Source organism: Janthinobacterium glycogeni (assembly GCF_051380725.1).
In the GTDB taxonomy this organism is placed as follows: domain Bacteria; phylum Pseudomonadota; class Gammaproteobacteria; order Burkholderiales; family Burkholderiaceae_D; genus Janthinobacterium.
The window spans coordinates 175,723-194,419 of sequence record NZ_JBNYXP010000002.1 but is presented as its reverse complement, the minus strand read 5'-3'; the positions used below and the strand labels follow the sequence as shown (position 1 = coordinate 194,419).

Sequence of the window (18,697 nt, the reverse complement as noted above, 5' to 3'; positions counted from 1 at the left end):
CTCGAATTTCAGTGACGGAAGCCGATCCATGAAGATGCAGACCCCCGCGCCTGACGCGTGCAGTACCCTCCATCCCCGCACACCGATTGCCTTGCCGTATGCGCGCGCCGGCGGCGTGACCCTGGCCATGAGCGCGGCCGCCGTCCGCGCCGGCGCGGTGCGCTGCGTGCAGGCGGCCACGCCGTGGCCCGCCCTGCGTCCAGTCCAGGCATGACGGCCGACTTGCGCCCGCACTTGCCCTTGCAGGGCAAGCGGGGCCTGGTGGTAGGCATCGCCAATGCGCAAAGCATCGCGTGGGGCTGCGCCAGCGCGCTGCACGCAGCCGGCGCCGAACTGGCCGTGACCTGGCTCAATGACAAGGCCAGAGCGCACGTGGAGCCGCTGGCGCAGCAAGTGCAGGCGGCCATCATGGCGCCGCTCGACGTGGCCGTGCCGGGCCAGCTCGAAGCGCTGTTCGCGCAGATCGAACGGCAGTGGGGCGCCATCGATTTCGTCGTCCATTCCATCGCGTACGCGCCGAAACACGACTTGCATGGCCGCGTGACGGACAGTTCGGCCGACGGTTTTGCGCAGGCGATGGATATCTCCTGCCACTCCTTCATGCGCATGGCGAAGCTGGCCGAACCCCTGATGCGGGACGGCGGCAGCTTGATGACCATGAGTTATCTGGGCGCCGAGGAAGTCATCGCCGACTACGGCCTGATGGGCCCCGTGAAGGCGGCGCTGGAAGCGTCGGTGCGCTACCTGGCCGCCGAACTGGGGCCGCAAGGCATCCGCGTCAACGCCATCTCGCCGGGTCCACTGGAGACGCGGGCCGCTTCCGGCATCGCCCATTTCGACCGCCTGATGGCCGACGCCATCGAACGCTCGCCCATGCGCCGCCTGGCCACCATCGAGGACGTGGGCGCGCTGTGCGCCTTCCTCGCCGGCGACGGCGCGCGCGCCATCACGGGCGGCACCCTGTACGTCGATGGCGGCTACAACATTCTGAATTGACTGGAAGAAGATGACCATGGCTGTTTCTGCTTTGCCCTACCGCGCCAGGATGGCGGCCTTCGCCGCCAGCCTGCTGCTGGCCGGTTGCGCCTCGCTGGCGCCCCCGTATGCGCCGCCGCCGTTGCCCGTGGCGGCGCAGTATCCGGAAACCGATCCGGCCGGCGTGCAGGCGCCCGACGTCGCCTGGCAAGCCTACTTTGCCGACCCGCGCCTGCAGGCGCTGATTGCGCAGGCGCTGGCCGGCAACCGCGACATCCGCATCGCCGCGCTGCGCGTGGAAGAGGCGCGCGCCGCGTATGGCATCCAGCGCGCGGAGCAGTTTCCCACCATCGCGCTGGGCGCCTCCGGCAGCCGCGCGCGCGTGCCGGGTGACCTGAGCGTGACGGGCCGCCCCATGACGAGCGCGCAGTACCAGGCGGGCTTGAACGTGAGCGCCTGGGAACTCGATTTCTGGGGCAGGGTGCGCAGCCTGAAGGACAGCGCGCTGCAAACCCTGCTGGCCAGCGACGAGGCGCGCCGCGCCGTCGGCGTGGCCCTGGTGGCGCAGGTGGCCAATGGCTACCTGGGCTTGCGCGAACTCGACGAGCGGGTGGAACTGGCGCGCGCCACGGTCGACAGCCGCGCCGAATCGCTGCGCATCTTCACGCGCCGCTTCGAGGTGGGGTCGATTTCCAAGCTGGACCTGACGCAGGTGGAAACCCTGCTCAGCCAGGCCCTGTCGCTGTCGGCGCAGCTGGAGCAGGCGCGCGCCGTACAGGCGCATGCGCTGGCCCAGCTGGTGGGCGGCCCCGTCGACCTGACGCCAGACACGCGCCGCTTCGACGACGCCAGCGTGCTGCAGCCGCTGCATGCGGGCCTGCCTTCGGCCTTGCTCACGCAGCGTCCCGACCTGATCGCCGCCGAGCACCAGCTGCGCGCCGCGCAAGCCAATATCGGCGCCGCGCGCGCCGCCTTCTTCCCCACCATTTCGCTGACGGCGGGTTATGGCACGGCCAGCGCGGAGTTGAGCGGCTTGTTCGACTCGGGCAGCGGGGCCTGGAATTTCGCGCCGCGCCTGGTGCTGCCGATCTTTGACGCGGGCCGCATCCGCGCCAATATGGACCTGGCCGAGGTGCGCCGCGACGTGGCCGTGGCCAATTATGAAAAGAGCGTGCAGGGCGCTTTCCGCGAAGTGGCCGACGCGCTGTCGAACCGGCGCTGGCTGGCGCTGCAGGTCGATATCGGCAAGACCACGCTGGCCGCGCAGAGCGAACGCGCGCGCCTGGCCAAGCTGCGCTACGACAATGGCGCCGCGCCCTATCTGGAAGTGCTCGATGCGCAGCGCGACCTGCTGACGGTCGAGCAGCAGCTGGTGCAGACGCGCCGCGCGCTGCTCGCGAGCCAGGTCAGCCTGTATGCGGCCCTGGGCGGCGGCGCGCCCGCCGCCTCTGCCGCCGCTTCCACCCACTAATTTGATCGCCCCGATACCATGACTCCACAACTGAAGAAAAAACTCATCCCCGCGGCGCTCGTCGTGGCCGTTCTCGTGCTGGGCTACGTGGCCTGGCAAAAAATGCTCCCCACGGGCCCTGGCGAAGGTTTTGTCAGCGGCAATGGCCGCATCGAAGCGACGGAAGTCGACGTCGCCACCAAGCTGGCCGGCCGGGTCAAGGAGATCCTCGTGCGTGAGGGCGACTTCGTCAAGGCGGGCCAGCCGCTGGCCACCATGCAGGTCGACTCGCTGACGGCCCAGCGCGATGAGGCGCGCGCGCGCCAGCAGCAGGCCTCCGACGCCGTGGTCGGCGCGCAGGCGCAAGTGGCCGTGCGCGAAAGCGACAAGGCGGCCGCGCTGGCCATGGTGGCGCAGCGCGAAAGCGAACTCGATGCGGCCAAGCGCCGCCTGGCCCGTTCCGAAACCTTGTCGAAGGAAGGCGCTTCCTCGGTGCAGGAACTCGACGACGACCGTGCCCGCGTGCGCAGCGTCGCCGCCGCCCTGAATGCGGCCAAGGCGCAGGTGACGGCGGCGCAGGCGGCCATCGATGCGGCAAAAGCGCAGGTGGTCGGTTCGCGTTCCGCCGTCGTCGCCGCCGAGGCGACCACGGCGCGCATCGATTCCGACCTGGCCGATGGCCAGCTGACGGCGCCGCGCGACGGCCGCGTGCAATACCTGGTGGCGCAGCAAGGCGAAGTGCTGGCCGGCGGCGGCAAGGTGCTCAACCTGGTCGACCTGTCGGACGTCTACATGACCTTCTTCCTGCCCGAGACGGCGGCAGGCAAGGTGGCGATGGGCGGCGAGGTGCGCCTCATCCTCGACGCGGCGCCCAATTACGTGATTCCCGCGACGATTTCGTTTGTCGCCGCCAGCGCGCAGTTCACGCCGAAGACGGTGGAAACGGCCAGCGAGCGCCAGAAGCTGATGTTCCGCGTGAAGGCGCAGATCAGCCGCGAGCTGCTGCAAAAGCACCTGGCCCTGGTCAAAGTGGGTTTGCCGGGTGTGGCCTGGGTGCGCCTCGATGCGAAGCAGCCATGGCCCGCTGAACTGACGGCGAAGGTTCCGCAGTGACCATGGACGTGACTTCCTTTGTCGTCAGCATCAAGGGCGTCAGCCAGCATTACGGCAAGACGGTGGCGCTCGACGGCATCGACCTCGACGTGCCGGCCGGCCGCATGGTGGGGCTGATCGGCCCCGATGGCGTGGGCAAATCGAGCCTGCTGTCGCTGGTGGCCGGCGCACGCGCCGTGCAGCAGGGCAGCGTGATGGCGCTGGGCGGCGACATGCGCGATGCGCGCCACCGCGACGACGTCTGCCCGCGCATCGCCTACATGCCGCAAGGCCTGGGCAAGAATCTGTATCCGACTTTATCTGTCGAGGAAAACCTGCAGTTTTTCGCGCGCCTGTTCGGCCACGACGCGGCCGAGCGCCGCCGCCGCATCGACCAGCTGACCCGCAGCACGGGTTTGCAACCGTTCCTCGCGCGCCCGGCGGGCAAGCTGTCGGGCGGCATGAAGCAGAAGCTGGGCCTGTGCTGCGCGCTGATCCACGATCCCGACCTGCTCATTCTCGATGAGCCGACCACCGGCGTCGATCCGCTGGCGCGCGCCCAGTTCTGGGACCTGATCGCCGGCATCCGCGTGCAGCGTCCGCAAATGAGCGTGATGGTGGCCACCGCCTACATGGACGAGGCGCAGCGCTTCGATTGGTTAGTGGCCATGGATGACGGCAAGGTGCTCGATACGGGCACGCCGGCCGAACTGCTGGCGCGCACCGATAGCGGCAATCTGGAAGCGGCCTTCATCAAGCTGCTGCCCGAAGCCAAGCGCGCCGGCCACCAGCCTGTCCTGATCACCCCGCTGGACGCCGCCAGCGCGCAGGACGTCGCCATCGAGGCCAAAGACCTGACCATGCGCTTCGGCGATTTTACCGCCGTCGATCATGTGAATTTCCGCATCGGCCGCGGCGAGATCTTCGGCTTTCTCGGCTCGAACGGCTGCGGCAAGTCGACCACCATGAAGATGCTCACGGGCTTGCTGCCGGCCACGGAAGGCAAGGCCTGGCTGTTCGGCAAGGAAGTCGATTCCAACGACATCGACACGCGCCGCAGGGTCGGCTACATGTCGCAGGCGTTTTCCCTGTACAGCGAACTGACGGTACGCCAGAACCTGGTGCTGCACGCGCGCCTGTTTCACGTGCCGGAGGGCGAGATCCCGGCGAGGATCGACGAAATGGCGCAGCGCTTCGACTTGCGCGCCGTGATGGACGACCTGCCCGACAGCCTGCCGCTGGGCATACGCCAGCGCCTCTCGCTGGCCGTGGCCATGGTGCACAAGCCGGAAATGCTGATCCTCGACGAGCCGACGTCCGGCGTCGACCCCATCGCGCGCGACAATTTCTGGCGCCTGATGATCGAGCTGGCGCGGCGCGACCGCGTCACCATCTTCATTTCCACCCACTTCATGAACGAGGCCGAGCGCTGCGACCGCATCTCGCTGATGCATGCGGGTAAAGTGCTGGTCAGCGATGCGCCGGCCGAACTGGTGCGCAAGAAGGGCGCGCCATCGCTGGAAGCGGCCTTCATCGCCTACCTGGAAGAGGCGGGCGGCGGCACGGCGCCGGCGGCAGTGCAGGAGACGCCGGCACCCGCGCAGGACGCGGCAGTGCAAGCACCAGCGCCGCCGCACCGGCGCAGCCGTTTCAGCCTGGGCCGCATGCTCAGCTACATGTGGCGCGAAACCCTGGAATTGCGCCGCGACCCCGTGCGCCTGACCCTGGCGCTGGGCGGCTCCGTGCTGCTGCTGTTCGTCATCGGCTTCGGCATCAGCCTGGACGTCGAAGACTTGAGCTATGCGGTGCTCGACCACGACCAGACCACTCTGAGCCAGAATTACACGAACAACCTGGCCGGCTCGCGCTATTTCGTCGAGCGCCCGCCGCTGCGCGACTATGCCGATATCGACAAGCGCATGCGCAGCGGCGAACTGTCTCTGGCCATCGAGATTCCGCCCGGCTTTGCGCGCGACGTGCAGCGCGGCGCGCCGGCGCAGGTGGGCGCGTGGATCGACGGCGCCATGCCGATGCGCGCCGAAACCGTGCAGGGCTACGTGCAGGGCATGCATCAGCTGTGGCTGGCCGACCAGGCCCTGCACCGCTACGGCATCACGATGAGCAATCCCGTCGCCATCCAGACGCGCTACCGCTACAACCCGGACGTGAAAAGCCTGCCCGCCATGGTGCCGGCCGTGATTCCCTTGCTGCTGCTGATGCTGCCGGCCATGCTGGCGGCGCTGTCGGTGGTGCGCGAAAAGGAACTCGGTTCCATCATCAACCTGTACGTGACGCCCGTCACGCGCCTGGAATTCTTGCTCGGCAAGCAGGTTCCGTACGTCGTGCTGGCCATGTTCAACTTCGTCCTCATGGCCCTGCTGGCAGTCACCGCCTTCGGCGTGCCGATCAAGGGCAGCCTGCCGACCCTGATCGGCGCCACCTTCATCTTCAATATCTGTGCCACGGGCATCGGCCTGTTCGCCTCGACGTTTACGCGCAGCCAGATCGCCGCCCTGTTCGTGACCATGATCGGCACCATGATCCCGGCCATCCAGTTTTCCGGCCTGCTCAATCCCGTCTCGTCGATGGAAGGCGTGGGCAAGGCCATCGGCCTGATGTACCCGGCCACGCACATGCTCAATATCAGCCGCGGCGTGTTCAACAAGGCGCTGGGCTTCGGCGACCTGCACGCCTCGTTCTGGCCCCTGCTCGTCGCCATTCCCGTGATCCTCGGCGTGACGGTGGCGCTGCTGAAGAAACAGGAGAGCTGATATGCGCCACCTTGAAAACATCTACCGCCTGGGCGTGAAGGAAATCTGGAGCCTGATCCGCGATCCGATGATGCTGATCCTGATTCTCTACACATTCACTTTGGCCATCTACGTGGCCGCCACGGCCAAGCCGGAAACCTTGCACATGGCGTCGATCGCCATCGTCGACGAGGATGGCTCGCCGCTGTCCGGGCGCATCGCCTCGGCCTTCTTCCCGCCCCAGTTCACGCCGCCGGCCATGATCAACCAGAGTCAGGTCGATGCGGGCCTCGATGCGGGCCGGTACACCTTCGTGCTGACGATTCCGCCCAAGCTGCAGGCCGACGTGCTGGGCGGGCGCCAGGCGGAATTGCAGCTGAACGTCGACGCCACGCGCATGAGCCAGGCCTTCAGCGGCAGCGGCTACATCCAGCAGATCGTCGCCGGTGAAATCTCCGAATTCGCCAAACGCTACCGGGGCACGACCGTCTCGCCCGTGGAACTGGTGATGCGCGCGCGCTTCAATCCCTCGCTGAGCCAGGCGTGGTTTGGCTCGCTGATGGAGCTCATCAACCAGGTGACGATGCTGTCGATCATCCTGACGGGCGCGGCCCTGATCCGCGAACGCGAACACGGCACCATCGAGCATTTGCTGGTGATGCCCGTGACGCCGGCCGAGATCATGCTGGGCAAGGTCTGGTCGATGGGCCTGGTGGTGCTGCTGGCCGCCGCCCTGTCGCTGAACCTGGTGGTGCGCGGCATGCTGCACGTGCCCATCGAAGGCTCGATCGCGCTGTTCCTGTGCGGCGCGGCCCTGCACCTGTTCGCCACCACCTCGATGGGCATTTTTCTCGCCACCGTGGCGCGCAGCATGCCGCAGTTCGGCATGCTCCTGATCCTCGTGCTGCTGCCGCTGCAGATGCTGTCGGGCGGCAGCACGCCGCGCGAGAGCATGCCCGAGCTGGTGCAGAACATCATGCTGATCGCCCCGACCACGCATTTCGTCGAATTGAGCCAGGCGATTCTGTACCGGGGCGCCGGCATCGACGTGGTGTGGAAACCGTTCCTGGCCTTGCTGGCCATCGGCACGGCCCTGTTTACCTTCGCGCTGGCGCGCTTTCGCAAGACCATCAGCCAGATGGCGTAGTCCCCGCGCCGGAATGGTCCGGCGTTTTTTGCATGAAAAGGATAGCCATGACAACCGAAGCTGCACCATTTTTCACCACCGGCGGCGTGCCGTCGCTGGGCATGCTGGGCGATTATGCGCGCGACTCGTGGCAGCGCATCGTGCTGTACGCGGACGTGATGCGCCGGCGCGGCAACCAGTACCAGGAGCACCTGGCCGAGGAAGTGCCGAACGTGCTGGACTTCCCCGCCGAACTGGTGATGTCCGGCCTGGAGCTGGCGCGCCCCGTCAACTATGGCCTGGCGCGCATTTTGACGCCCGATGCGCCCGAACCCGATCCATCGAAGCGGCCATTCGTCGTGGTCGATCCGCGCGCCGGCCACGGTCCCGGCATCGGCGGCTTCAAGGCCGAGAGCGAGATCGGCGTGGCCCTGCGCGCCGGCCACCCGTGCTACTTCATCGGCTTCCTGCCCGATCCCGTGCCGGGACAGACGGTGGAAGACGTGATGCACGCCGAGGCGGCCTTCCTGGAGCAAGTCATCGCCCTGCATCCGCTCAGCGAGGGCAAGCCCGTCGTCATCGGCAATTGCCAGGCGGGCTGGCAAATCCTCATGACGGCGGCCATGCGCCCGGAGCTGTTCGGCCCCATCATCGTGGCCGGCGCGCCCGTGTCCTACTGGGCCGGCTGGCATGGCCGCAACCCCATGCGCTACGCGGGCGGCCTGATGGGCGGCAGCTGGGCCACGGCGCTGGCCGGTGACCTGGGCAACGGCCGTTTCGACGGCGCCAGCCTGGTGCAGAATTTCGAAAAGCTCAACCCGGCCAATACCCTGTGGAGCAAGCAGTACAACCTGTACGCGAACATCGACACGGAAGCGCCGCGCTACCTGGAATTTGAAAAATACTGGGGCGGCCACGTCTTCCTCAACGATGTCGAGATGCAGTACATCGTCGACAATCTGTTCATCGGCAACCGCCTGGCCACGGCGGAACTGATCACCTCCGACGGCGTGCGCCTGGACTTGCGCAATATCCGTTCGCCCATCGTCGTGTTCTGCTCGAATGGCGACAACATCACGCCGCCGCCGCAGGCGCTGGGCTGGATCACGGACCTGTACCGCGACGATAACGACGTGCTGATGCACGACCAGACCATCGTCTACGCCGTGCATGACAGCATCGGCCACCTGGGCATCTTCGTCTCGGCCAAGGTGGGGCACAAGGAACACCAGAAATTCGCCAGCAATATCGACCTGATCAACCTGCTGCCGGCCGGTATCTATGAAGCGAGGATCGTCGACAAGACGCCCGACACGCCGAACGCCGACCTGGCCAGCGGCGACTATGTGCTGCAGGTCGAACACCGCGGCATCGAGGACGTGCGCGCCATCGTGCAGCCCAGCGTGGAAAACGACCGCAAGTTCGCCGCCGCCGCGCGCGTATCCGAGGTGAACCTGGCCTTGTACCGCACGTTCGCGCAGCCGTTGGTGCGCGCCATGGTCACGCCGCAGTCGGCGCGCTTCCTGCAGCTTGCGCATCCGCTGCGCGTGTCGTACGAGCGCTGGACCGACCACAATCCGCTGGCCAGGCTGGTGGCCAAGGAGGCGGAAAAAGTGCGCGCCCATCGCCAGCCGGTATCGCCCGACAATCCGCTGCTGGCCATGCAGGAAGCCGTCTCCGGCGCCATCACGGCCGGTTTGAACGGCTGGCGCGACTGGCGCGACATGCTGCAGGAAACCACATTCGACCTGGTGTACGGCTCGCCCCTGGTGCAGGCGCTGACGGGACAGGCCATCGGCGATGCCGCGCCGCCGCGCCCCCATCCCGGCATTTCGCCCGAGCACTGCGAATACGTGCGCTGCGAAACGCGCAAGATGGACGAGGACATGCAGCGCGGTGGCCTGGTGGAAGCGGCCGTGCGGGCGCTGTTCTACATCTACCGCTTCCGCATGATCGCCGACGAGCGCAGGGTCAACCTGGCCCTCAAATTGATCAAGCCGCAATACCGTCAGGAGGTCAGCATGGAGGAGTTCCGCGGCATCGTGCGCCAGCAGGCGCGCCTGATGCTGCATGATTTCGATGCGGCCATCGCCGCCTTGCCGGTCTTGCTGTCGCGCGCCGATCCGGACGACATCGGCGCACTGGCCGAATGGCTGCAGCAAGTGCTGCAAGTGCCGGAGGCACCGACGCCGGACGAGGAAGCGAGCCTGCAGCAGATGCTGGGCGTCTTCGACCGCGCGGTCAAGGCGCAAGCGAAGGCGCTGCCGCCGGACGCGCGCGCATCCCATGCCGGACCCAAAGCCAAACCGGCCAAACACATTACCTCTGCCTAGAAGACCACGATGACTACTACCCAAGACGATGATCTGAATATCGTGCGTAACCGCACCTTCGACCAGATCGCCATCGGCGACACTGCCAGCATCACGCGCACCCTGAGCATGGACGATATCGCCCTGTTCGCGGTGATGTCGGGCGATGACAACCCGCAGCACCTCGATACGGAATTTGCCGCCGCCACCCGCTACCAGGGCGTGATCGCCCACGGCATGTGGGGCGCGGCCCTCATTTCCGCCGTGCTGGGCACGCGCCTGCCCGGCGCCGGCACCGTCTACACGGGGCAGACCCTGCGCTTTTTGCAACCGGTGCGCGTGGGCGATACCTTGGCCATCAGCGTCACCGTCACGGCGCTTGAACCGCGCAACCGCCACGTGACCCTGGCCTGCCGCTGCGTCAACCAGCATGGCGCCGTGGTGCTTGACGGCGAGGCGCAGGTGATCGCGCCGGCCGAGCAGATCGAACGGACGCGCGCCACCCTGCCCGAAGTGCGCCTGCATAACGGCGACGGCACGCGGCGCCTGCTCGAGCATGCGCGCACGCTGGGGCCGATCCGGGTCGCCGTGATCCACCCCTGCGATGAACTGAGCCTGTCGGGCGCGCTCGACGCGCATGCGGCCGGCCTGATCACGCCCGTGCTGGTGGCGCCGCGCGCGCGTCTGGAAGCGGTGGCGCTGGAAGCTGGCCTGAGCCTGGCCGGCATCGCCATCGAGGACGTCGAGCATAGCCATGCGGCCGCCGCGCGCGGCGCCGAACTGGCGGGCAAGGGCGAAGTCGAGGCGCTGATGAAGGGCAGCCTGCACACGGATGAACTGATGTCGGCCGTGCTGTCGGCCAGCGCCGGCTTGCGCACCAAGCGCCGCATCAGCCATTGCTTCCTGATGCAGACGCCCGCCTATCCGCGCCCCTTCATCATCACCGACGCGGCCATCAATATCGCGCCGAACCTGGCCATGAAGGCCGACATCGTGCGCAACGCCATCGACCTGGCCCACGTGATCGGCGTGGCCATGCCGCGCGTGGCCATCCTGGCCGCCGTGGAAACGGTGAACGCGGACATGCCCGCCACCCTGGACGCGGCCGCCCTGTGCAAGATGGCCGACCGTGGCCAGATCACGGGGGCGATCCTCGACGGCCCGCTGGCTTTTGATAACGCCGTGTCGATTGCCGCGGCCACCGTCAAGGGCATCGTCTCCGAGGTGGCGGGCCGCGCCGACATCTTGCTGGTGCCCGACCTGGAAAGCGGCAACATGCTGGCCAAGCAGCTTGAATACATGGGCGACGCGGACAGCGCCGGCATCGTGCTGGGCGCGAAGATCCCCGTCATCCTCACCAGCCGCGCCGATTCGCGCGCCAGCCGCATCGCCTCGTGCGCCATCGCCGTGATGCTGGCCAACCATTACCGGAGCACGCCGCCATGAACGCGCAAATCCCCCACGCCGACGGCACCCTGATCCTGGTGCTCAATTGCGGTTCGTCGAGCATCAAGTTCGCCCTGTTCGAGCAGGCGGACGGCGTGCTGCCGCAGCAGGCGCAATGGAGCGGCAAGGTCGAAGGCATCGGCCGCGAAAACGCCACCTACCGCGCCGGCGGCCTGCCGGCGGTGGTCTTGCAGCTGGACCCGGAGCAGCCGCATCATGCGGCGCTCGAATACATCCGCGCGCAAGTGGTGGCGCAGCTGGCCGGGCGTCCGCTGCGCGCCGTGGCGCACCGTGTGGTGCATGGCGGCAGCAAGTATTTCGCCCCCGTGCGCATCGATTTTGCCGTGCTGGCCGACCTGAAAAGCTATGTGCCGCTGGCACCCCTGCACCAGCCGTTCGCGCTGGAAGCGATCGAGGTGCTGCTCGAATCGCGCCCCGACATCGCCCAGGTGGCGTGCTTCGACACGGCCTTCCACCACACGGTGCCGCAGGTCGAGCAGATGCTGGCCCTGCCTTACGATGCGTGGGAGCGGGGCTTGCGCCGCTATGGTTTCCACGGCCTGTCGTACGAATACCAGTCGCTGGTGCTGGAGCGGCGTTTTGGCGCTGTCGCGCGCGGCAAGGTCATAGTCGCCCACCTGGGCAGCGGCGCCAGCCTGTGCGCCATGGAGAATTTGCACAGCGTGGCCACCACCATGGGATTTTCCGCGCTCGACGGCCTGATGATGGGCACGCGCTGCGGTTCGCTCGATCCGGGCGCCGTGATCTACCTGATGGAAATCGAAAAGCTGTCGCTGGAAAAAGTGGCGCATGTGCTGTACCACGAGTCGGGCTTGCTGGGCGTGTCGGGCGTGTCGGCCGACCCGCCGGTCTTGCTGGCGCAGCAGGACCGGCAGGATGCCACGGGCGAGCGCATCCGCGCCGCGCTGGCTTTATATATCCGCCGCATCGTGCGCGAGATCGGCGCTCTGACGGCCGTGCTGGGCGGACTGGACATGCTGGTGTTTACGGCCGGTATCGGCGAACACAGCGCCGAACTGCGCCAGCGCATCTGCGCCGAGCTCGGTTTCCTCGGCCCCGTGCTCGATGCGCAGGCCAATGCGCGCAACGCCAGCCGTATTTCCACCGATGCCAGCCGCATCGTGGTGGGCGTGGAGCCGGCCAATGAAGAGTGGGTGGCGGCGCGCCACGCGGCCCTGGCCGTGGGCGCATGAGGATCTGAAGCGTAGGGCCGCGCTCGATGGGAAATTTGCCGATTTGCACATATTTCTCGTTGAGTGCGCTACCGCACTGTGTGGTTTGCCAGTTATCTTTACTATGAAGTCATGCCATTGCGCTACATCAAGAAACAGCGCGATGCCTGGCAAATTTTGAACATTTTGCCCGCCTTTAGTAAGAATAAAATTAAACCATATTGAAAGGTCTCATCATGAACAAATTACTCGCCGCACTGATCGCTACCCTGTTTGCTACCGCCGCCTTCGCTCAAACCGCGCCGGCCACGGAAGCTGTCGTGAAAGCCCAGGCTTCCGCGCAAAAAGACGTCAACAAGGCTGCCGCTTCGGAAGCCAAGGTCGATGCCAAGGCTGACGCCAATGTCGCCAAGGCCGAAATGAAGGCTGACGAAAAGAAAGCTGACGCCCATCACAAGGCGAACAAGACCAAAGCCAAGGCCCATGACAAAGTCGTCAACGCCGATGCGGAAGACAAGCTGAAAGCGGAAGCCAAGGCCGACAAGACCGATGCCAAGGCCGATGCGAAAGCCACCAAGGCTGCCGTAAAAGCGAACGCCAAGGTCGCCAAGGAAAAAGTGGAAGCGAATGCCGACAAGGCCCTTGCCGCCACCAAGACGGAAGAAGCCAAGGCCAAGGCCGACGCCGAAGTCAAGGCCGCCGCCGCCAAGTAATTCCCCGTTTGCGGGCCACGGCCCGCAAGCCAAAAAGACAGCTTCGGCTGTCTTTTTTTTCGTCCGCCACTTTTCCCGGGCACCGCTTGCCAGTCTTGATCTGGCGCAAATGCTCCTCCTGTCGCCGTGCCATAGTGATCTGGCCAACAGATGAAGGAGACATCATGAGCACCGCTAAAACGAAAAAATCACCGGCCACCGGTTCGGCGGAAGGCGCGCCGGCGATGCAGTCCATGCAGGCGATGCCGGTCGAGGGCGACATACAGGCCGACGCTGGCGGGGCAAGCAGCGACGATGCCATGTCCGGGTCGCGCCTGGGCATGTCGTACGCAGACCAGGCGGCGCTCTCGCAGGGCGCGGCCGCGACGAATGGCGGCGACATGCCGGGCGGCGGCATGCAGCAGGCGTCGCAGGGCATGGCCGGCGCCAGCTGCATGCACGTGGGCGATGGCGGCGGCATGGGGGGCGACCGCGACAGCGGGGGCGGCGGGGGCGGCATGGGAGGTGGCGGCGGCGGGCAGGGCGGCGGCACGCCGCAGGTGCGCACCTGCGCCACGATGGACGTGCATCGCCGCCTGCTGACCGAAGACCCGTCGTATGCAAATATCCGCGCCGATATTGAAAACCAGGCTGGCATGTACGAGGGCGCCGGCAGCGGCGCCGGACGTTCCGGCGTGACGCAGATACCGGTGGTCGTGCACGTGGTGTGGAATACGGCCGCGCAGAATATTTCGGATGCGCAGATCGCCAGCCAGATCGACGTGCTGAACCGTGACTTCCGGCGCGTCAATCCCGATGTCAACAGCACGCCGGCGCCGTTCCTGCCGCTGACGGCCGATGCGCGCGTGGAGTTCGCGCTGGCCACCATCGATCCGAACGGCGCGGCCACCAGCGGCATCGAGCGGCGCCAGACGACGGTGGCCTCGTTTGGCGCGGACGATGCCGTCAAGTCGCAGGCGACGGGCGGCATGAATGCCTGGCCGGCCGATACCTATCTGAATATCTGGGTATGCCAGCTGGGCGGCGGCCTGCTCGGCTACGCGCAGTTTCCCGGCGGCCCGGCCGCCACCGACGGCGTGGTGATCCTGCAATCGGCCTTCGGCACGACGGGCACGGCGGCGCCGCCGTTCCACCTGGGACGCACGGCCACGCATGAAATCGGCCATTGGCTGAACCTGAACCATATCTGGGGCGACGACGGCACCGGCTGCTCGGGCACGGACAACGTGGCCGACACGCCGAACCAGGGCGGGCCGAACACGGGCCAGCCCTCGTTCCCCCACATTTCCTGCAGCAATGGGCCGAATGGCGACATGTTCATGAATTACATGGACTATGTCGACGATCCCGCCATGTTCATGTTCACGGCGGGCCAGGTGGCGCGCATGCAGGCTTGTCTCGATGGTCCGCGCGCCAGCATCGGTACGGGGACGGGCGGCACGGGCGCCACGCCGCGCCAGAGCTCCTCTCCCGTCGTGGCCTGGGGCGCGAACCGCCTCGACGTCTTCGTGCTGGGCACGGACCGCGCGCTGTACCACAAGGCCTGGAACGGCACGGCCTGGGCGCCGTCCGTCACCGGCTATGAAGGCCAGGGCGGCATCTGCACCAGTGCGCCGCAGGTCGTGTCGTGGGCGCCGAACCGGCTCGACGTATTCGTCACGGGCACCGACAGCGGCTTGTTCCACAAATGGTGGAACGGCACGGCGTGGGGACCGTCCCTGACCGGCTATGAAGCGATGGGCGGCTTGTGCGTGGGCGACCCGCGCGCCGTGGCCTGGGGGCCGAACCGTCTCGACGTGTTTGTCGTCGGCACGGACCGGGCCCTGTATCACAAGTGGTGGAACGGGTCCGCCTGGGGGCCGTCGCTGACGGGGTACGAAGGCATGGGCGGCATCTGCCTGGGCCAGCCGGAAGCTGTGGCGTGGGGGCCGAACCGCCTCGATGTCTTCGTCATCGGCACGGACCGGGCCCTGTACCACAAGTGGTGGAACGGCACGGCCTGGGGACCGTCGCTGACCGGCTACGAGCGCCTGGGCGGCATCTGCACCTCGTCGCCGAAGGCGGTGGCGTGGGGGCCGAACCGCCTCGACGTCTTCGTCACGGGCACCGATGGCGCCCTGTACCACAAGTGGTGGGATGGCACGAAATGGGGGCCGTCCAACGACGGCTTCGAACGCCTGGGCGGCATCTGCGTGGGCGAGGTGGAAGCCGTGTCGTGGGCGGCCAACCGGCTCGACGTCTTCGTCATCGGCACGGACAGCGCTCTGTACCACAAGGCGTGGAATGGATCTGCCTGGAGTCCGTCGCTGACGGGCTTTGAAAACCTGGGCGGCATCTGCACCTCGCGTCCGCGCGCCACGGCCTGGGCGGCGAACCGTCTCGACGTGTTTGTCACAGGCACGAATGGCGCCCTGTTCCACAAGGCGTGGAACGGCACCGCCTGGTCGCCTTCCGTGAGCGGCTATGAAAGCCTGGGCGGCGTGGTATCGTGTTTCTGATGACAATCTGTTCAACGGGAGGCGGCATGCACGGCATGACAACGGCACTGCCCAGCGGCAGCTGGACGCATTCCTTCGAGGAGGATGCGGACGGTATCGAGGTGTACCGGCCCACGGCCACCTTCGCCTTTCCTCCCAGCCGCAAGGGGCGCAAGGTGCTGGAATTCGGCGCGCCCGCTGGCGCCATGGCGCAAGGGGCGGCGACCTTGACGTCGATGGCGCCCGGCCCCGACGACCGTCCCCGCGCCGGCCCCGTTGCCAAGCTGGTGCCCCTGGGCATGGGCCGCTATGCGCTCGGCGATGCGGCCGGGGCGCAAGACGTAATCGACATCGTCGAAGCGACGCCCGATGTGCTGCGCCTGGCGCGGCATCAAGGATGATCCCGCAGCTTGCAGGCGAGCGCCGTGCGGTTGGCCACGCCCAGTTTCTGGTAAATCGCATGCAGCTGGTTGCGCACGGTGGCCGGCGACTTGCCCAGCTCCCTGGCGATGCTTTTATACGGCAATCCCTTGGTCGCCATGGCCGCTACCAGCCGTTCGGCCGGGGTCAGACGCTGCATGGCAGCCTGCCTGAAACGTTGTTTGTCATCCTTGCTCTCCTGTCCGTGGGCGGCATGCCGATGGCATGCCTGCAGGGATAACGGGAGCGCGGCGCGTATCTGTAAAACTATTTTTGCCTGCCGCCCCTACGTGGCGACGGGCGAAAAAAAGACAGGCGAACCTGTCTTTTCGTATGGCCGGGTGGCGATTAACCGATGGCCGCCATGGACACCGGTTTCAGCTTGGCCGCCAGCGCCTTGCCCTTCTTGGCGCGCTTGCCGAAGTGTTCGGCCAGGGCCGTGGCGCCCAGCGAGGCATCCTGCGGTTTCGAGGCCCGGCCGATGCCCGAAACCACCACGCCGCGCTGGGTGATCGGCTGCACGGCCAGCAGCTTGTCCTTGGCATCGAGGTCGATCAGCTTGACGCCCGTGCCGCCCTTGGACAGGGTTTTCATTTCATCGAGGCCGAATACCAGCAGGCGCGCGCCTTCCGTCAGGCAGGCCAGGGCGCTGGCCGCCTCGGGGATGACTTTCGGTTCGAGCGGCACGTCGCCGTCGTCGAGGGTGATAAAGGCCTTGCCGCCTTTCAGACGGCTCGTCATGTCGCCTGCCTTGGCGATGAAGCCGTAACCGGCGCTCGACGCCAGCAGCAAGTTGGTGGCGCCATTGCCCGCAAAATAATGGAGGATGCGCACGGCGTTACCGGGCGTGCCGCCGCTCAGGTCGCACAAGGTCGTGATCGGCACGCCGTCGCCGCGCGCGTTGGGCAGCGCCGAGACGGGCACCGAGTAGATCTTGCCGTTGTTGCCAAAGCCCAGCAGAGTGTCGACCGTGCGGCACTCGAAGGCGCCATGCAGGCTGTCGCCCGCCTTGAACGTGAACTGGGCCGCGTCGTGGCCGATGCCGGTGCGCGCGCGCACCCAGCCTTTTTCCGAAATGATGACGGTGACCGGTTCATCGACCACCTTCTGTTCGGCCACGGCTTTCTGCGCTTCCTCGATCAGGGTGCGGCGCGCATCGCCGAACTGCTTGGCGTCCGCTTCGATCTCGCGGATGATGGCGCGCTTCATCGAGCCAGGGTTGTCGAGCAGGTCTTGCAGGGATTTTTCTTCCTTGCGCAGCTCGGCCAGTTCCTGCTGGATCTTGATCGTTTCCAGGCGCGCCAGCTGGCGCAAACGGATTTCCAGGATGTCGTCGGCCTGGCGCTCGGACAGCTTGAACGCCTCGATCAGGGCCGCCTTCGGTTCATCCGAATTGCGGATGATCTGGATCACCTTGTCGATATTGAGCAGGATCGCTTCGCGCCCTTCCAGGATATGGATGCGGTCCTTGACCTTGCCCAGCTTGTAGCCGGTACGGCGCGTGACGGTCTCGAAGCGGAAATCGATCCACTCGCGCAGGATGTCGCCCAGGCCCTTCTGGCGCGGACGGCCATCGCCGCCTATCATCACCAGGTTGATCGAGGTCGACGATTCCAGCGAGGTGTGCGCCAGCAGCATCAGCATGAATTCCGTCTGGTCCTGGTTCTTCGACTTCGGCTCGAACACGAGGCGCACGGGCGCGGCGCGGCCCGATTCGTCGCGGATGGTGTCGAGCGAATTGAGGATCAGCGCCTTCAGGGCCACCTGGTCCGGCGACAGCGCCTTCTTGCCCAGCTTGATCTTCGGATTCGTCAGCTCCTCGATTTCTTCCAGCACCTTTTGCGACGAGGTGCCCGGCGGCAGTTCCGTCACGACGGCTTGCCACTGGCCGCGCGCCAGCTCTTCGATCTTCCAGCGCGCGCGCACCTTCATGCTGCCACGGCCGCTCGCGTACATGTCCTGAATTTGCGAGGGCGGCGTGATGATCTGGCCGCCGCCGGGGAAGTCCGGGCCGGGCATGATGGCCATCAGTTCGGCGTGCGTGATCTTCGGATCGCGGATCATGGCGACGGCCGCCTTGGCCACTTCCGTCAGGTTGTGCGACGGGATTTCCGTTGCCAGACCCACGGCGATGCCCGAGGCGCCATTGAGCAGCACCATCGGCAGGCGGGCCGGCAGCAGCTTCGGTTCTTCCGTCGAACCGTCGTAGTTGGGCTGGAAGTCCACCGTGCCCATGCCGATTTCATCCATCAGCAGCTTGGCGATCGGCGTCAGACGCGCTTCCGTGTAACGCATGGCCGCCGCGCCGTCGCCGTCGCGCGAGCCGAAGTTGCCCTGGCCATCGATCAGCGGGTAGCGCAGAGAGAAATCCTGCGCCATGCGCACCAGCGCGTCGTACACGGACTGGTCGCCGTGCGGATGCAGCTTACCGAGCACGTCGCCGACCACGGCCGCCGATTTGCGCGGCTTCGCCGTGGAATTCAAGCCCAGCTCATTCATCGCATACAGGATGCGGCGCTGCACGGGCTTCTGGCCGTCGCACACGTCGGGCAGGGCGCGGCCCTTGACGACGGAGATGGCGTAATCGAGATAGGCGCGCTCGGCAAAGGTGGACAGGGTCAGCGCTTCGCCGTCGAATACCGGTTCATCCGGCTCGATCGGCTCAGGCTGGGCATCGTCAAATAAATTGGTTTGTGTGGACATGGCGCTTGTTTCGATGTTAAGTGGTTGCGGTTGAATTCGT

General features: G+C 66.5%; 14 protein-coding genes. 12 read left to right on the top strand and 2 right to left on the bottom strand.

What is annotated here, in order from left to right; genetic code table 11:
• Nucleotides 1–28: 28 nt before the first annotated feature.
• The 12 genes from ACQ4W4_RS06410 to ACQ4W4_RS06355 all read left to right on the top strand — a co-directional run bounded on the left by ACQ4W4_RS06410 (nt 29) and on the right by ACQ4W4_RS06355 (nt 15,935).
• Nucleotides 29–214 carry a hypothetical protein gene (locus ACQ4W4_RS06410; protein ID WP_436541254.1) on the top strand — a complete coding sequence of 62 codons (186 nt, stop codon included), beginning with the start codon at nt 29–31 and terminating at the stop codon, nt 212–214.
• A complete protein-coding gene (fabI, locus tag ACQ4W4_RS06405) occupies nt 211–996 on the top strand; it encodes an enoyl-ACP reductase FabI (RefSeq protein WP_436541253.1) in 786 nt (261 codons plus the stop codon). The genes ACQ4W4_RS06410 and fabI overlap by 4 nt, the downstream gene beginning before the upstream one ends.
• 10 nt (nt 997–1,006) lie before the next feature.
• Nucleotides 1,007–2,446, top strand: coding sequence for an efflux transporter outer membrane subunit (locus ACQ4W4_RS06400; protein WP_436541252.1), 1,440 nt, complete (start codon nt 1,007–1,009; stop codon nt 2,444–2,446).
• 18 nt (nt 2,447–2,464) lie between these two features.
• Complete coding sequence (locus tag ACQ4W4_RS06395; protein WP_436541251.1) at nt 2,465–3,538, top strand: HlyD family secretion protein; 1,074 nt, start codon at nt 2,465–2,467, stop codon at nt 3,536–3,538.
• A gap of 2 nt (nt 3,539–3,540) precedes the next feature.
• Nucleotides 3,541–6,288: a ribosome-associated ATPase/putative transporter RbbA gene (rbbA, locus tag ACQ4W4_RS06390; RefSeq protein ID WP_436541250.1), complete on the top strand. Its 2,748-nt coding sequence runs from the start codon at nt 3,541–3,543 to the stop codon at nt 6,286–6,288.
• Between the two features lies 1 nt (nt 6,289).
• Nucleotides 6,290–7,414, top strand: a complete 1,125-nt coding sequence (locus ACQ4W4_RS06385; protein ID WP_436541249.1) for an ABC transporter permease — start codon at nt 6,290–6,292, stop codon at nt 7,412–7,414.
• Between the two features lie 47 nt (nt 7,415–7,461).
• Nucleotides 7,462–9,726: a DUF3141 domain-containing protein gene (locus ACQ4W4_RS06380; RefSeq protein WP_436541248.1), complete on the top strand. Its 2,265-nt coding sequence runs from the start codon at nt 7,462–7,464 to the stop codon at nt 9,724–9,726.
• Nucleotides 9,727–9,735: 9 nt separating this feature from the next.
• Nucleotides 9,736–11,151 carry a bifunctional enoyl-CoA hydratase/phosphate acetyltransferase gene (locus ACQ4W4_RS06375; protein ID WP_436541247.1) on the top strand — a complete coding sequence of 472 codons (1,416 nt, stop codon included), beginning with the start codon at nt 9,736–9,738 and terminating at the stop codon, nt 11,149–11,151.
• Nucleotides 11,148–12,365 carry an acetate/propionate family kinase gene (locus ACQ4W4_RS06370; RefSeq protein WP_436541246.1) on the top strand — a complete coding sequence of 406 codons (1,218 nt, stop codon included), beginning with the start codon at nt 11,148–11,150 and terminating at the stop codon, nt 12,363–12,365. The genes ACQ4W4_RS06375 and ACQ4W4_RS06370 overlap by 4 nt, the downstream gene beginning before the upstream one ends.
• 215 nt (nt 12,366–12,580) lie before the next feature.
• The gene (locus tag ACQ4W4_RS06365; RefSeq protein ID WP_070224288.1) at nt 12,581–13,057 is read left to right on the top strand and encodes a hypothetical protein; all 477 of its coding nucleotides are present in this window, start codon (nt 12,581–12,583) and stop codon (nt 13,055–13,057) included.
• Nucleotides 13,058–13,221: 164 nt separating this feature from the next.
• Complete coding sequence (locus ACQ4W4_RS06360; protein ID WP_436541245.1) at nt 13,222–15,555, top strand: DUF8189 domain-containing protein; 2,334 nt, start codon at nt 13,222–13,224, stop codon at nt 15,553–15,555.
• A 26-nt stretch (nt 15,556–15,581) separates the two neighbouring features.
• Nucleotides 15,582–15,935 carry a hypothetical protein gene (locus ACQ4W4_RS06355; RefSeq protein WP_436541244.1) on the top strand — a complete coding sequence of 118 codons (354 nt, stop codon included), beginning with the start codon at nt 15,582–15,584 and terminating at the stop codon, nt 15,933–15,935.
• Here ACQ4W4_RS06355 and ACQ4W4_RS06350 read toward each other — a convergent pair.
• Nucleotides 15,926–16,114, bottom strand: a complete 189-nt coding sequence (locus tag ACQ4W4_RS06350; protein ID WP_436541243.1) for a response regulator transcription factor — start codon at nt 16,112–16,114, stop codon at nt 15,926–15,928. The genes ACQ4W4_RS06355 and ACQ4W4_RS06350 overlap by 10 nt on opposite strands.
• Before the next feature lie 188 nt (nt 16,115–16,302).
• Nucleotides 16,303–18,657 (bottom strand): DNA topoisomerase IV subunit A, encoded by a 2,355-nt coding sequence (parC, locus tag ACQ4W4_RS06345; RefSeq protein WP_436541242.1) that lies wholly within the window; start codon nt 18,655–18,657, stop codon nt 16,303–16,305.
• Nucleotides 18,658–18,697: the final 40 nt, after the last annotated feature.